This window comes from Mesorhizobium sp. M0960 (assembly GCF_040319055.1).
In the GTDB taxonomy this organism is placed as follows: domain Bacteria; phylum Pseudomonadota; class Alphaproteobacteria; order Rhizobiales; family Rhizobiaceae; genus Mesorhizobium.
This window is the reverse complement of sequence record NZ_JAMYNN010000003.1, coordinates 94,393-108,544: the sequence shown is the minus strand read 5'-3', so window position 1 is coordinate 108,544 and position 14,152 is coordinate 94,393. Positions and strand designations below refer to the sequence as shown.

Annotated in this window: 11 protein-coding genes; 8 read left to right on the top strand and 3 right to left on the bottom strand. The window is 63.3% G+C overall.

All coding sequences use genetic code 11. The features are described from left to right. Positions 1-51 precede the first annotated feature (51 nt). Positions 52-3,429 (top strand): hypothetical protein, encoded by a 3,378-nt coding sequence (locus NKH63_RS08790; protein WP_352548179.1) that lies wholly within the window; start codon positions 52-54, stop codon positions 3,427-3,429. Positions 3,430-3,676: 247 nt separating this feature from the next. Here the strand turns inward: NKH63_RS08790 and tyrS are convergent, their stop codons facing one another. After that, complete coding sequence (gene tyrS, locus NKH63_RS08785) at positions 3,677-4,930, bottom strand: tyrosine--tRNA ligase (RefSeq protein WP_352481182.1); 1,254 nt, start codon at positions 4,928-4,930, stop codon at positions 3,677-3,679. Positions 4,931-5,199: 269 nt separating this feature from the next. Here tyrS and NKH63_RS08780 point away from each other — a divergent pair, with 269 nt between their 5' ends. Further along, positions 5,200-5,928: a glycosyltransferase family 2 protein gene (locus tag NKH63_RS08780; protein ID WP_031193510.1), complete on the top strand. Its 729-nt coding sequence runs from the start codon at positions 5,200-5,202 to the stop codon at positions 5,926-5,928. Beyond that, positions 5,921-6,253, top strand: a complete 333-nt coding sequence (locus NKH63_RS08775; RefSeq protein WP_023717355.1) for a lipid-A-disaccharide synthase N-terminal domain-containing protein — start codon at positions 5,921-5,923, stop codon at positions 6,251-6,253. Before NKH63_RS08780 ends, NKH63_RS08775 begins: the two co-directional genes overlap by 8 nt. Positions 6,254-6,294: 41 nt before the next feature. Here the strand turns inward: NKH63_RS08775 and NKH63_RS08770 are convergent, their stop codons facing one another. Continuing rightward, the gene (locus NKH63_RS08770) at positions 6,295-6,963 is read right to left on the bottom strand and encodes an FMN-binding negative transcriptional regulator (protein ID WP_352481181.1); all 669 of its coding nucleotides are present in this window, start codon (positions 6,961-6,963) and stop codon (positions 6,295-6,297) included. Between the two features lie 12 nt (positions 6,964-6,975). Then, the gene (locus NKH63_RS08765) at positions 6,976-7,650 is read right to left on the bottom strand and encodes an alpha/beta hydrolase (RefSeq protein WP_023717356.1); all 675 of its coding nucleotides are present in this window, start codon (positions 7,648-7,650) and stop codon (positions 6,976-6,978) included. 238 nt (positions 7,651-7,888) lie between these two features. On the opposite strand from NKH63_RS08765, the gene NKH63_RS08760 reads away from it, so the two are divergent. The 5 genes from NKH63_RS08760 to NKH63_RS08740 all read left to right on the top strand — a co-directional run bounded on the left by NKH63_RS08760 (position 7,889) and on the right by NKH63_RS08740 (position 14,150). Next, a complete protein-coding gene (locus tag NKH63_RS08760) occupies positions 7,889-9,052 on the top strand; it encodes a cysteine desulfurase family protein (RefSeq protein ID WP_352917826.1) in 1,164 nt (387 codons plus the stop codon). 187 nt (positions 9,053-9,239) lie between these two features. After that, complete coding sequence (gene sufB / locus NKH63_RS08755; protein ID WP_023717358.1) at positions 9,240-10,757, top strand: Fe-S cluster assembly protein SufB; 1,518 nt, start codon at positions 9,240-9,242, stop codon at positions 10,755-10,757. A gap of 30 nt (positions 10,758-10,787) precedes the next feature. After that, positions 10,788-11,543 (top strand): Fe-S cluster assembly ATPase SufC, encoded by a 756-nt coding sequence (gene sufC / locus NKH63_RS08750; RefSeq protein WP_352481179.1) that lies wholly within the window; start codon positions 10,788-10,790, stop codon positions 11,541-11,543. A 43-nt stretch (positions 11,544-11,586) separates the two neighbouring features. Continuing rightward, positions 11,587-12,855, top strand: coding sequence for a Fe-S cluster assembly protein SufD (sufD, locus tag NKH63_RS08745; protein ID WP_352481178.1), 1,269 nt, complete (start codon positions 11,587-11,589; stop codon positions 12,853-12,855). 53 nt (positions 12,856-12,908) lie between these two features. Further along, a complete protein-coding gene (locus NKH63_RS08740) occupies positions 12,909-14,150 on the top strand; it encodes a cysteine desulfurase (protein ID WP_352481177.1) in 1,242 nt (413 codons plus the stop codon). Positions 14,151-14,152: the final 2 nt, after the last annotated feature.

The window sequence follows — 14,152 nt, the reverse complement described above, 5'->3', positions numbered from 1 at the left end:
ATGTCGAGCGGGGATTCGTCCACGATCGAATTCGTTTCAACGGAAGATTGCGTGGATCAGGAGCTACCGCAGCACGAGAAGATCAGGTTCAGGCGTGACGAGATCACCGACCTGGGAACCTTTCCGTCCGCGTGCCGCGTCCCGCCGCTCGGCCAGGCGTCGATCGGTCGCGGCGTTCGTTTGATGGCGCGGCTGTTTGCCGGCCTCGTCGCCCTTGTGCTGCTGGCTGCGGCCGGTGTCTATGCGATCGGCGTGTCCGGTTTCGGCTCGGAGCGGCTTCGCGCGGAAGCCGAGACGGCAATCGAGAAATTGGCCGGCTTCGATGTCGATGTTGCCGTCGGGCCGGCCCGGCTGACGCTTGACGGGTCGAGCTTCATTGCGCTGCAGGTCAGCGACGTCAGCCTCAAGACCGCCGACGGCAAACCGATGGCCGATGCCGGCCGGGTCCGCTTCGGCATCCGGCTCATCCCGCTGCTTTCGGGCGAGGTGCGGCTCACCAGCGCCCGGATTTCCGACGCGCACATCGTCATGGCGGCAATGCCGTCCGGCGGCGACTGGACGGCCGGGCTGCGCAACCAGGACGGTCTCATCGATCCGGAAAAACTTTCCGTCGCCGTCTTCGCCAACGTCAACCGCGCGCTCGATGCGGTGCGCGAGGATTCGGTGCGCCAGATCGATCTGCGCAACGTCGAGCTGGCACTGCCCGAGACCGGATCGGTCAAGTCGGTCACCATCGCCGACGCCTCCGTGTCGCAGTCGGGACCGGGAAGCATGGAGTTTTCATCCGACGCGGATGTCGACGGCAGGGCGCTCACCATCGCCGCTTCCGCCACCCGCGATCCGGCGACGCGACGCATCACCACGCTGGACGCCAGCATCCAGGCGGCCGACGCCGACACTGCGGCTGCAGGTGGCAAATTGGGCGCAATCGCCTTGAAGCTGGCGGGGTCGGAAGCGGCCGGCGACAACGGCTCGCGGCTGACCGCTGCCCTGTCGCTGACCGGATCGGTGCTCGATCTCGGTTCGCGCGGCCTGCTTCCGGCCGACGTCGATCTCGATGCAACGCTCGTCGCCGGTTCGAACAAGATCCAGGTCGACGGATTGCTGGTGAAGACCGGCCGCTCGACCTTCGATTTTGCCGGTTCGATCGGGCCGAAGCCGGCGACCGGCACAGCGGGCGAGGAGCCATCCTATCGCTACGACCTGACCAGCGACGGTTCGACCTTGGCGCCGTCGGATTCGCCGGAACCGGCGCTCAGCTTCATTGCCCGTATTGCCGGCATCTACCAGCCGACGAGCCAAAAGCTGGTCGCCGAGCAGATCGGCGTCCGGTCCGGACCGGGCAGGGAAGTGCTGGGCACGGCTTCGGTTTCATTCGTCGCCAACCAGGCGCCGGGCATTTCGGTGGCGCTCAATGTCCACGACATGCCGGTCTCGCACGTCAAGCAATTATGGCCGTGGTTTTCGGCGCGCAATGCCAGGCTGTGGGTGCTTAAGAACCTGTTCGGCGGCCGCGTCGTCGATGGCAGCCTGCAATTCCAGGTCGTACCCGGACGGCTCGGCAACGGCGTGCCGCTTTCCGCCGATGAAGTCTTCGGCCGATTCCAGGTTGAAGGATCGCGCTTCGACACGGCCGGCCGTATTCCGCCGATCCGCGATGCCGTCGGCGTCGTCGGCTTCCACGGCAACGACGTCGACGTCGCGCTGTCCTCGGGCAGCGTCTATATGCCGAGCGGCCGTACCGTGGCGGCAAGCAACGGCACGCTCACCGTCAAGGCGGCGAACCATCCGCCGGTGATCGGCGCGCTCGACATCGATGTCGCCGGCGAGGCGCCGGCGATCGCCGAACTGGCATCTTATGACCCGATCAACGCCATGCGCCATGTCGGCCTGCTGCCGGACGACCTGTCCGGCACGGTGACCGGCCACGTCAAGGCCGATATTCCGCTGCAGTCCGGCGTCGACTCCTCCAAACTCGATTGGCTGGTGGCGCTGGACTACAAGGACCTGTCGCTGGCCAAGCCGTTCGAGGGCCAGACGGTCAGCCATGCCGACGGCTCGATCACCGTCGCACCCGACCGGGCGGTGATCTCGGCCAAGGCGCTGCTCAACGGCATTCCGGCCGAGCTCGACCTGATCGAGCCGCTCAGGGATGGCGGCCCGCCGCGCAGTCGTAAAGTAGCGCTGGTGCTCGACGACAAGACCCGCGCCACCGCCATGCCTGGCCTGTCGACGCTGCTTTCCGGAACCATCAAGGTGGCGATCGACAAGAGCGGCACCGGCAACCAGAACGTGTCGGCCGACCTGACCAATGCCAGGCTGGACATTCCCTGGGCCGGCTGGAGCAAGGGCCCCGGCATCCCCGCCAAGGTCACCTTCGCCATGGCGAAGACCGGCGACACCACGACGCTGTCCAATTTCGAACTCGACGGCAAGACCTTCTCCATCGACGGCAGCGCGGTGCTGGTCAACGGCGCCTTGTCCTCGGCCCGGTTCAGCAAGGTCACGTTGAACAGGGGCGACGACGTCGCCGTCTCGGTGAAGCGGTCGGGCAAGGCCTATGCGGTCGAGGTTAGCGGCAGCGCGCTGGACGCACGCTCGCTGATCAAGCAATTCACGTCCGACGTCGACACCGCCACCAAGACCACCGGCGTCGATACGATCTCGGTCAGCGCCGACGTCAGTTCCCTGACCGGCTTCCATGACGAGGTGCTATCGAATCTGAAGCTCGACTACAGCGCCGCCGGCTCCAGGGTGAACGGGCTCAAGGTGAGCGCCACGGCAGATTCGGGAGCCGCTATCACCATCAGCAATACGACCGGCGGCGGCCTGCGCGCGCTCAACATGAAGTCGGCCGATGCCGGTGCCATACTGCGCTTCCTCAACATCTACGAGCACATGGAAGGCGGCTCGATCACGCTGGCACTCACCGGGGCCGGCGACGGGCCGATGAAAGGCCAGGTCGACGCCAAGAACTTCTTTATCGTCAACGAGCCGAAGCTCGCCTCGATCGTGTCGACGACGCCGGCTGGCGACAGCCGTAGCCTCAACGAGGCGGTCAAAGGCAATCTCGACACGTCGAGGGTGAAGTTCGAGCGCGGTTTCAGCGAAATCGAGAAGGGCAGCGGCTATCTGAAGCTGCGCAACGGCGTGCTGCGCGGCTCGCGCATCGGCACCACCTTCCAGGGCACGCTCTACGACCAGAACAACAATATGGACATCACCGGCACGTTCATGCCGGCCTACGGCGTAAACCGCATCTTCGGCGAACTGCCGCTGATCGGCGCGCTGCTCGGCAACGGCCGCGACCGCGGCCTGATCGGCGTCACCTACAGGCTCAAGGGCAACGCCAACAAGCCCAACCTGGAGGTAAATCCGCTATCCGTGATCGCGCCCGGGATATTCCGGTCGATCTTCGAGTATCGTTGAGGCGGCCAGGGTAGGCGGGCAGGGTAGGCGGGTGGACACCGACGCTCTGTAGTGATCCTTCGCGCCCCCCTCTGTCCTGCCGGACATCTCCCCCACAAGTGGGGAGATTGGCAGCTTCCACGCTGCGCTCTTCCTGCAACGTTGTAGATTGGCGAAAGCCGGCGCGAAAGCCGATCTCCCCCCTTGTGGGGGAGATGTCCGGCAGGACAGAGGGGGGCGCTGTCCCGCCGGCACCAACGGTTGCGCGTCAAACCGGCCGCACCAGAACGTGCTTCTTCTTGCCGAGCGACAGCTTTGCGACATTTTCCAGGCCCATATCCTGCAGCGTCACCATCCTGCGATCGTCGGCAACGAGCTGGTCGTTGAGGCGCACGGCGCCGCCCTGGATATGCCGCCGTGCCTCGCCGTTGGACGCAGCCAGCCCGGCGGTGACGAACAGCGACAATATGCCGACGCCGGCTTCAAGATCGGCCCTGCCCACCTCGACTGTTGGCAGTGTTTCGGCGAGCGCCCCTTCTTCGAACGTCTTACGCGCCGTTTCGCTGGCCTCCTCTGCCGCCCCGCGGCCATGCAGCATGGCGGTGATTTCGGTGGCGAGGATCTTCTTGGCTTCGTTGATCGCCGAGCCGCCGAGCCGTTCGAGGCGCGCGACCTCGGCGAGCGGCAAGGTCGTGTAGAGCTTGAGGAAACGGCCGACATCGGCATCCTCGGTGTTGCGCCAATATTGCCAGAACGCGTAGGGGCTCAACATCTCCGCATCGAGCCAGACCGCGCCCGAGGCCGACTTGCCCATCTTGGCGCCGGACGAGGTGGTGAGCAGCGGCGTCGTCAGCGCATAAAGCTGCGCGCCTTCCATGCGATGGCCGAGATCGATGCCGTTGACGATGTTGCCCCACTGGTCGGAGCCGCCCATCTGCAGCCGGCAGCCGAGACGCTTGTAGAGCTCGACGAAGTCATAGGCCTGCAGGATCATGTAGTTGAATTCGAGGAACGACAGCGACTGCTCGCGGTCCAGCCGGAGCTTGACCGAATCGAAGGCCAGCATGCGGTTGACCGAAAAATGCCGGCCGACATCGCGCAGGAAATTGACGTAGTTGATGTCCATCAGCCAGTCGGCATTGTTGATCATGACGGCGTCGTTGGGGCCGCTGCCGAATTTGAGGTAGGGCGTGAAGTTGCGGCGGATGCCGGCGAGATTGTCCTCGATGTCCTGCGGCGTCAAAAGCTTGCGCGCCTCGTCCTTGAACGACGGATCGCCGATCATCGAGGTGCCGCCGCCCATCAGCGCGATCGGCCGGTGGCCGGTCTGCTGCAGCCAGTAAAGCATCATGATCTGGATCAGCGACCCGGCATGCAGGCTCCTGGCGGTTGCGTCGAAGCCGATATAGGCGCTCACCGTCTCCGTGGCGAAAAGCTGGTCGAGGGCGGCATCATCCGAGGTCTGGTGGATGAAACCGCGCTCGCTCATCGTGCGCAGGAAATCGGATTTGAAGGCGGACATTTTTCTTTCCTGAAAGGCTTCCGGCCGAACGTGGCTCGGCTATGCATGAAGGCGGGCGTTTAGCACTCAAGCGCGATCAGCAAAAGTGGAATCCGGTTATAGCGCGCCCTCTTCCCTTCTCGCCAAGCTGGAGCACCCCTCATCCTTCACTTCCGGCGCGCCTGCTTGCGTCCTCGTTTCGGCTGGCGTAATGAGGCGCCGCACCAGCGGGCCTCATCCGCTGGACCGCGCGGCATCGATCGAATGCCATATCCTGTGACAGAGTCGAGATGCCGGAGATATCCATCGTCATTCCTTGCCGGAACGAGGCGGCGAACCTGCCGCTTCTGCTCGACGAGATCGGCGCTGCCATGGCTGGGCGCGACTTCGAGGTCATCGTCGTCGACGATGGCTCGACCGACGACACGCCTTCGGTCCTTGCCGCTCAGGCAGCGCTTCGCGCGTTTCCGCTGCGCCACCTCAGGCATGCGAAATCCGCCGGCCAGTCGCTCTCGGTACGCTCGGGCGCCTGGGCAGCGCGCGGCGATATCGTCGCCACCATCGACGGCGACGGCCAGAACGACCCCGGCTATATCCCAGTGTTGATCGACGCGCTCCGGCAGGCTGGTCCCGACGTCGGAGCTGCGCAGGGACAGCGTCTGAAGCGCCGCGACAGTAAGATCAAGCAGCTGGCGTCGCGTTTCGCCAACGGGCTGAGAAAGGCCATCCTGCACGATGAGACGCGGGATACCGGCTGCGGCCTCAAGGCGATCCACACCGACATTTTGAGGAAATTGCCGTTCTTCGACGGCACCCACCGCTTTGTTCCGGCGCTGGTCATCCAGGAGGGCTACCGCGTCGTTCATTGCGACGTCGTCGACCGCTCCCGCCGTCACGGCAAATCGAACTACGGCATCTTCGATCGCGGCCTGCAGGGCGTGCTCGATCTTGCCGGTGTCTGGTGGCTGCGCCGCAGGCGCCGCAGAATGCCCAAAGTAGAGGAAATCACGCATGGGTAACGTGCTTCAGGAATTGGCGACCTGGCTTCACGATGTTTTCGTCAAGCAATTCGATGCCTGGGTACTGCTCGGCTTCGTCGCCCAGTTCTTCTTCACCATGCGGTTTCTGGTGCAGTGGGTGGCGTCGGAAAAGGCGAAGCGCAGTGTCGTGCCGATCGCCTTCTGGTTCTTTTCGCTGTTCGGCGGCGGCCTGCTGCTGGTCTATGCCATCCAGCGTCAGGATCCGGTGTTCATCGCCGGCCAGGCCATGGGCCTGTTGATCTATATCCGCAATCTCTGGCTGATCGCCAACGAGCGCAAGGCGGCGATGACGAAGGTCGATTGAGCCCGCTTCCGGCCCTAAACCGGTCGAGCAAGCAATCCAGATTACTTGCTGTCCAGCCCGCCGTAGGATCTTACCAGCCGGACCATGTCGGCCGAACTGGCAGCTTCGCTCTCGAGCCCCTCGGCGACACCGATGCGGTCGGCGGCCGGCCGGTTCTGGCTGACTTTCCATTTGCCGTTGATTTCGGTGATCGCGATTTCCAGGCCGACAATGCCCTTGATCTGCGACTGGATGAAGGGTGCTGGCGCGTCGGTCACCGCCCACGGCGTCGCGCGATCGCCCTCCTGCGACATTGTCAGATCGGAAATCTGCTCAGCCAGCCAATCCTGGTCCTCGACCACCGTAACGATGCCGCGCACCTGGACGATGGCGTAGTTCCAGGTCGGTACCACCTTGCCGGTTTCGCGCTTGGTCTCGTACCAGGACGGCGTCACATAGGCGTCCGCGCCCTGGAAGACGACCAGCACGGGCGACAGGGGATTGTCGGCCAAAAGCCGCCATTGCGGATTGGCCCTGGCTAGATGGGCGCGTAGCCTGCCGTTCGGCGGCACTTCCTCGTTGAGCAGGGAGGGGGCGTCGAGCAGGAAGGGAATCGCGTTGGCGACCGGCCCCTCGGCGCCATTCGAGACCAGCAGGCCAAGCGGATGCGCCCGGATTAGCCCGTGCAGGACATCCTGCCGGGTTTCCTGGAAATGAGGCGGCTGGTACATCGTCGTTCCCGATTATCTCAGCCGCTTCGGCCGTGGGTCGGACAGTTCCCCGGCCAGCCGGCGATCGAGATAGTCCGCGCATTCCTCGATCAGAAGCTCGGCATGGTTGGCAAAGAAATGGTTGGCGCCGGGCAAGGTCTTCTGGGTGATGGTGATGCCCTTTTGCGTGTGCAGTTTGTCGACCAGGCCCTGTACGTCCTTGGGCGGCGCGACCTTGTCGGCGTCGCCATGGATGATCAGGCCGGACGACGGGCATGGCGCCAGGAACGAGAAATCATAGGTATTGGGCTGCGGCGCGATCGAGATGAAGCCTTCGATCTCGGGCCGGCGCATCAAGAGCTGCATGCCGATCCACGAGCCGAACGAATAGCCGGCGACCCAGCAGCTCTTGGAATCTGGATGCAGCGACTGCACCCAGTCGAGCGCCGCGGCGGCGTCAGACAACTCGCCGGTGCCGTGGTCGAATTCGCCCTGACTGCGGCCGATACCGCGAAAATTGAAGCGCAGCGTGGTGAAATTGCGCTTCTGGAACATGTAGAAGAGGTCGTAGACGATCTTGTTGTTCATCGTGCCGCCGAACTGGGGGTGCGGGTGCAGGACGATGGCAATCGGCGCGCTCTTTTCCTTCGAGGGCTGATAACGACCCTCCAGGCGGCCGGCCGGACCGGTGAAAATGACCTCAGGCATGAAATACTCCACTTGGCATAAATTGCGCGGCGCCCGGAACAACTTTTCCTCTGGCCTTGACGCAGGGCGAGCGTCTTTCTAGAAGCTAGTTTAGAATTGTTCAAAACTGGGCGGCCAAAAACTGTGGCTCGGCCACCCGCGCCGCAAGCCGCGTAAATAGGACGTCTTGCCTTGCAATTTCAAGGAAATAACGCGCTATCTTCGCGAAACGGCTTTTGAAGGGACCAGTTGGACGGAAATGGCCGGAGCACGCGCATATCTCGACTACAACGCCAGCGCGCCGCTGCTTGCCTCGGCGCGCGCGGCCGTGGTCGCTGCGCTCGACGTCGCCGCCAACCCGTCCTCGGTCCATGCCGAGGGCCGCGCTGCACGGCGGCTGATCGAGGATGCTAGGCGCGACCTGGCACGACTGGTCAGCGCCAAAACAGAGCATGTCGTGTTCACCTCCGGCGCTACGGAAGCGGCCTCGACGCTGCTGACGCCGGACTGGCATATGGGGCGCGGCGCCATCCGCATGAGCCGGCTTTACGTGTCCGAGGCCGATCATCCTTGCCTGCTGAATGGCGGGCGCTTCCCGGCCGCGCAGCTGACGCGGATCGGCGTCGACGCCGATGGCATCGTCAGGTTCGACGCCTTGGCGGCAGCGCTCGGTGCGCATGACAAGGCCGACGGCTTGCCGCTGGTAGCCATCCACGCCGCCAACAACGAGACCGGCGTGATCCAGCCAGTTGGCCGCATTGCTGAAATCGTCAAGGCGGCGGGTGGCATCCTGGTGGTCGATGCCGTGCAGGCGGCCGGCCGCATTCCGGTCGATATGTCAACGGGTTACGCCGATTATCTGATTCTCTCCTCGCACAAGATCGGCGGCCCCAAGGGCGTCGGCGCCATTGTCGCGGCGTCGGACTTGATGATGCCGAAGCCGCTGGTCAGCGGCGGCGGCCAGGAAAAGGGCCATCGCGGCGGCACCGAAAACCTGGCGGCGATTGCCGGGTTTGGCGCGGCGGCGCGTGAGGCGCTTGCCGGCTTGCAAACGATCGATGCGGTGCGGCAACGTCGCGACGAAATCGAGGCGATCGTGAAAACGCTGGTTCCGGATGCCGAATTCTTCGGGACCGGCGCGCCAAGGCTTGCCAACACCACATTCTTCGCTATTGCCGGCATCAAGGCCGAGACGGCGCAGATCGCCTTCGACTTGGCCGGTGTGGCGCTGTCGGCCGGATCGGCCTGTTCATCGGGCAAGGTCGGGCCTAGTCACGTGCTGAAGGCCATGGGTTATGGCGACAGCCTTGGCGCGTTGCGCGTGTCGATCGGTCACGCGACCGGCGCTGAAGACATCGAGCTGTTCCGTTCGGCGCTGGCGACGATCGTCGCGCGGCGGGCAAACAGGGAAAAGGCCGCCTGAGCGCGGCAACGTGACATTTGGGCCTTACGGCCTGGTAGAGCCGTGCGTTCGCATTTGGCCGGGTGAATTTCCGGCATGAACGCACTATATGAAACTTACGCCACTTCGGGTGCCCAGGGGTGCTCGCTTGCGGTGCCATAGTTTGAAAACTGCCGGGCCTTGACCCCGGCGTGGATGGAGAACGCTGATGCCTGCTGTGCAGGAGACGATCGATCGAGTTCGAAAGATCGATGTCGACCAGTATAAATACGGATTCCAGACCGAAATCGCGATGGACAAGGCCCCCAAGGGCCTGAGCGAAGACATTATCCGCTTCATTTCGGCGAAGAAGGACGAGCCGTCCTGGATGCTGGAATGGCGCCTGGAAGCCTATCGCCGCTGGCTGACGCTGGACGAGCCGAAATGGGCGCGCGTCCACTATCCCAAGATCGATTTTCAGGACCTCTACTATTACGCGGCGCCCAAGAGCACGCCCGGACCGACCTCGCTCAGCGACGTCGATCCCGAACTGCTGAAGGTCTACGAGAAGCTCGGCATTCCGCTCAGGGAACAGGAGATCCTCGCCGGCGTGCAGAAGACCGATGCCTCGGAGCTCGAAGAAGCCAGCGACAATGTCTACAAGTCGGGCCGTGTCGCTGTCGACGCGGTGTTCGATTCGGTCTCCGTCGTCACCACCTTCAAGAAGGAGCTGGCGCAGGCCGGCGTCATCTTCTGCTCGATCTCGGAAGCGATCCGCGAGCATCCGGAGCTGGTGAAGAAATATCTCGGCTCGGTCGTGCCGACCTCCGACAATTTCTACGCAACGTTGAATTCGGCGGTGTTCACCGACGGCTCCTTCGTCTTCGTCCCCAAGGGCGTGCGCTGCCCGATGGAACTGTCGACCTATTTCCGCATGAACGAGAAGAACACCGGCCAGTTCGAGCGCACGCTGATCATCGCCGAGGAGGGGGCTTACGTCTCCTATCTCGAAGGCTGCACAGCGCCGCAGCGCGACGAGAACCAGCTTCACGCCGCTGTGGTCGAGCTGATCGCACTCGACGATGCCGAGATCAAATATTCGACGGTGCAGAACTGGTATCCCGGCGACGCCGAGGGCAAGGGCGGCATCTACAATTTCGTCACCAAGCGCGGCGACTGCCGCGGCCATCGCTCGAAGATTTCGTGGACGCAGGTCGAGACCGGCTCCGCCATCACCTGGAAATATCCGAGCTGCATCCTGCGCGGCGACGATTCCAGCGGCGAGTTCTATTCGATCGCGGTCTCCAACGGCTATCAGCAGGTCGACAGCGGCACCAAGATGATCCATCTCGGCAAGAACACGTCCAGCCGCATCATCTCCAAGGGCATTGCCGCCGGCTTTTCGCAGAACACCTATCGCGGCCAGGTCTCGGCCCACCGCAAGGCGACCAACGCCCGCAACTTCACCAATTGCGATTCCCTGCTGATCGGCGACCAGTGCGGCGCGCACACCGTGCCCTACATGGAAGCCAAGAATTCGACGGCGCAGTTCGAGCATGAGGCGACCACCTCGAAGATTTCCGACGACCAGAAGTTCTACGTCATGCAGCGCGGCATCCCGGAAGAAGAGGCGATCGCGCTGATCGTCAACGGCTTCGTCAAGGACGTCATCCAGCAGCTGCCGATGGAATTCGCGGTCGAGGCGCAGAAGCTGATCGGCATCAGCCTCGAGGGCTCGGTCGGCTGACCGGATAAGAATTTTCAGGAAAAAGAAAAAATGCTTGAGATAAAAAACCTGCACGCCCGCATCGTCGATGACGGCACCGAGATCATCCGCGGCCTGAACCTGACGGTCAGGGCCGGCGAGGTTGCCGCTATCATGGGTCCCAACGGCTCGGGAAAGTCAACGCTGTCCTACATCCTCGCCGGCCGCGAGGACTATGAGGTCACCGAAGGCGACATCCTCTACAACGGCCAGTCGATCCTCGAAATGGATCCGGCCGAGCGCGCAACCGCCGGCATCTTCCTCGCCTTCCAGTATCCAATGGAGATACCGGGCGTGGCGACCATGGAATTCCTGAAAGTGGCGATGAACGAGCAGCGCAAGGCGCGCGGCGAGGAACCGCTGAAGATCCCGGAATTCCTCAAGCGCGTGAAGGAAGCGGCCGCCTCGCTCAACATGGATATGGCGATGCTGAAGCGGCCGCTCAATGTCGGTTTTTCCGGCGGCGAGAAGAAGCGCGCCGAGATCCTGCAGATGAAGCTGCTCGAGCCGAAACTGTGCGTCCTCGACGAGACCGATTCCGGCCTCGACATCGATGCGCTGAAGATCGTCGCGGACGGCGTCAACACGCTGCGCTCGCCGGACCGGGCCATCGTTGTCATCACCCACTACCAGCGCCTGCTCCAATACATCGTGCCGGATACGGTGCACGTGCTCTACAGAGGCCAGGTGATCAAGTCGGGCGACAAGTCGCTGGCGCTCGACCTCGAGGCCAATGGCTATGCCGGCGTGATCGGGCAAGCCGCGTGAGATGCCAGCAGGCCCGGAAGGCAAGCCAAACAAGGCGATACTGATGAACATGCACACGACACCCCAGCGAACATTGGCCGAAACGGCGCTGATCGACGCCTTTGGCGAGCGGCTGTCGCTGCTGCCCGGCGACGGCGCGGTGATGCTGAAGCGCGACGACGCCATCGAGGCGATCAAGGGCGGCCTGCCGACGCGGCGCATCGAATCCTGGCATTATACGGACCTGCGCCGGCTGCTGACCTCGGTGCCGGACTTCGATCCGGCAGCGGTCGCGAAAGCCATTGCGCCGATCGTCGAAGACTCCTCGGTTTTGCCGGTCCTGAACGGGGTTTCGAGCGCGAAACTGCCCGATATCGAAGGCGTCGCCGTACAGCGCCTGTCGGAGAAGCTGACCGACGGCAGCATCGCGCCGGGGTTGGATCCCTATGGCACCGATGACGCGATCGGCGCGCTGAACACCGCCTTTGTCGCCGACGGCTATTTCGTCGACATCGCCGACGGTGCCGAACTGGAAAAGCCGCTTGAGCTGCAGAATTTGCAGGCCGGTGGACAGACGCATGTACGCCTGGCCGTCCGCGTCGGTGCCGGCGCCAAGGCTGTCATCGTCGAGCGCCAGGCGGGCGAGGGGGCGGCGCTGGTCAGCTCGGTCAGCCAGCTTGTGCTTGGCGAGGGCGCCGAAGTGACATGGCTCATCGTGCAGGAGCAGCCGGATACGGCAACACATCTCGCCCAGTTCAAGGCGCATCTCGGCAAGAATTCGAAACTGACGCTGTTCGTCATGAATGCCGGCGGCAAGCTGGTGCGCCAGGAGGTCGTCGTGAGGACGACCGGCGAGGGCGCCGACTTCACGCTGCGCGGCATCAATCTTTTGGCCGGCGACACCCATACCGACGTCACCATGGTGCTCGACCATGCCGTGCCGCACACCGCCTCGACCGAAGTCATCCGCAACGTGGTGACCGGCAAGGCGCGCGGCGTCTTCCAGGGTCGTATCAACGTCCACCAATATGCGCAGAAGACCAACGCCAAGATGGCCTGCAACACGCTGCTGTTGTCGGACGACGGTGAGTTTTCGACCAAGCCGGAGCTTGAAATCTTCGCCGACGACGTCGTTTGCGGCCATGGCGCGACCGTCACCGAGATCGACCACAGCCATCTGTTCTACCTGATGGCGCGCGGCATCGACGAGAAGACCGCGCGCGGCCTGCTGGTCAAGGCCTTCGTCGCCGAAGTGATCGAGGAACTGGACGACGAGGCCATCGTCGAGGCGCTGGAACGACGGCTCGACGATTGGTTTTTGACGCACGGGTAGAATTGGCCGAGGGGTGCTGGACGGAATGAGGCGATGCCTCGAGAGAGCTTGTGATGGACCAGAAAGTCGAAAACATTCCCTACGACGTCGAGGCGATCCGCCGCGACTTCCCGATCCTGTCGCGGCAAGTCTACGGCAAACCGCTGGTCTATCTCGACAATGGCGCCTCGGCGCAGAAGCCGCAGGCTGTGCTCGACGCCATCCAGCACGCCTATTCCCAGGAATACGCCAACGTCCATCGCGGCCTGCATTTCCTGTCGAACGCCGCGACCGACGCCTATGAGAACGCGCGCAAGATAGTACAGAGATTTCTCAACGCGCCGAGCACCGACAACATCGTCTTCACCTCGAACACCACGGCGGCGATCAACACCGTCGCCTATGGCTTCGGCATGCCCAATATCGGCGAAGGCGACGAGATCGTGCTGTCGATCATGGAGCACCACTCCAACATCGTGCCGTGGCATTTCATCCGCGAGCGGCAGGGCGCAAAACTGGTTTGGGTGCCGGTCGACGATCTCGGCGTCTTCCACATCGAGGAATTCGAAAAACGGCTGACCGACCGCACCAAGCTGGTTGCCATTACCCATATGTCAAATGCGCTGGGCACGGTCACGCCGATCAAGGAGATCGTGCGCATTGCGCACGCCCGCGGCATTCCGGTGCTGGTCGACGGCAGCCAGAGCGCCGTGCATATGCCGATCGACGTGCAGGATCTCGACTGCGATTTCTTCGTCTTCACCGGCCACAAGGTCTATGGCCCGTCGGGCATCGGCGTGCTCTACGGCAAGAAGGATATTCTGGAGCGGATGCGCCCGTTCATCGGCGGCGGCGAAATGATCGAGGAGGTGACGCAAGACATCGTCACCTACAACGACCCGCCGCACCGTTTCGAGGCCGGCACGCCGCCGATCGTCCAGGCGATCGGGCTGGGTGCGGCGCTGGAATACATGGAAAAGATCGGACGCGAGCGCATCGCCGCCCATGAGGCCGATCTGAAGGACTATGCGCATGAAAAACTGCGCGCCATCAACTCGCTGCGCATCTTCGGCGATGCGCCTGGCAAGGGCGCCATCATCTCGTTCGAGCTGCAGGGCATCCACGCGCATGATGTGTCGATGGTCATCGACCGGCAGGGCGTGGCGGTGCGCGCCGGCACGCATTGTGCCCAGCCGCTGTTGAAACGCTTCGGCGTAACATCCACATGCAGGGCGTCGTTCGGCATGTACAATACCAGGGCCGAAGTCGATGCTTTGGCCGATGCGCTGGAAAAGGCGCGAAAGTTCTTCGGGTGACG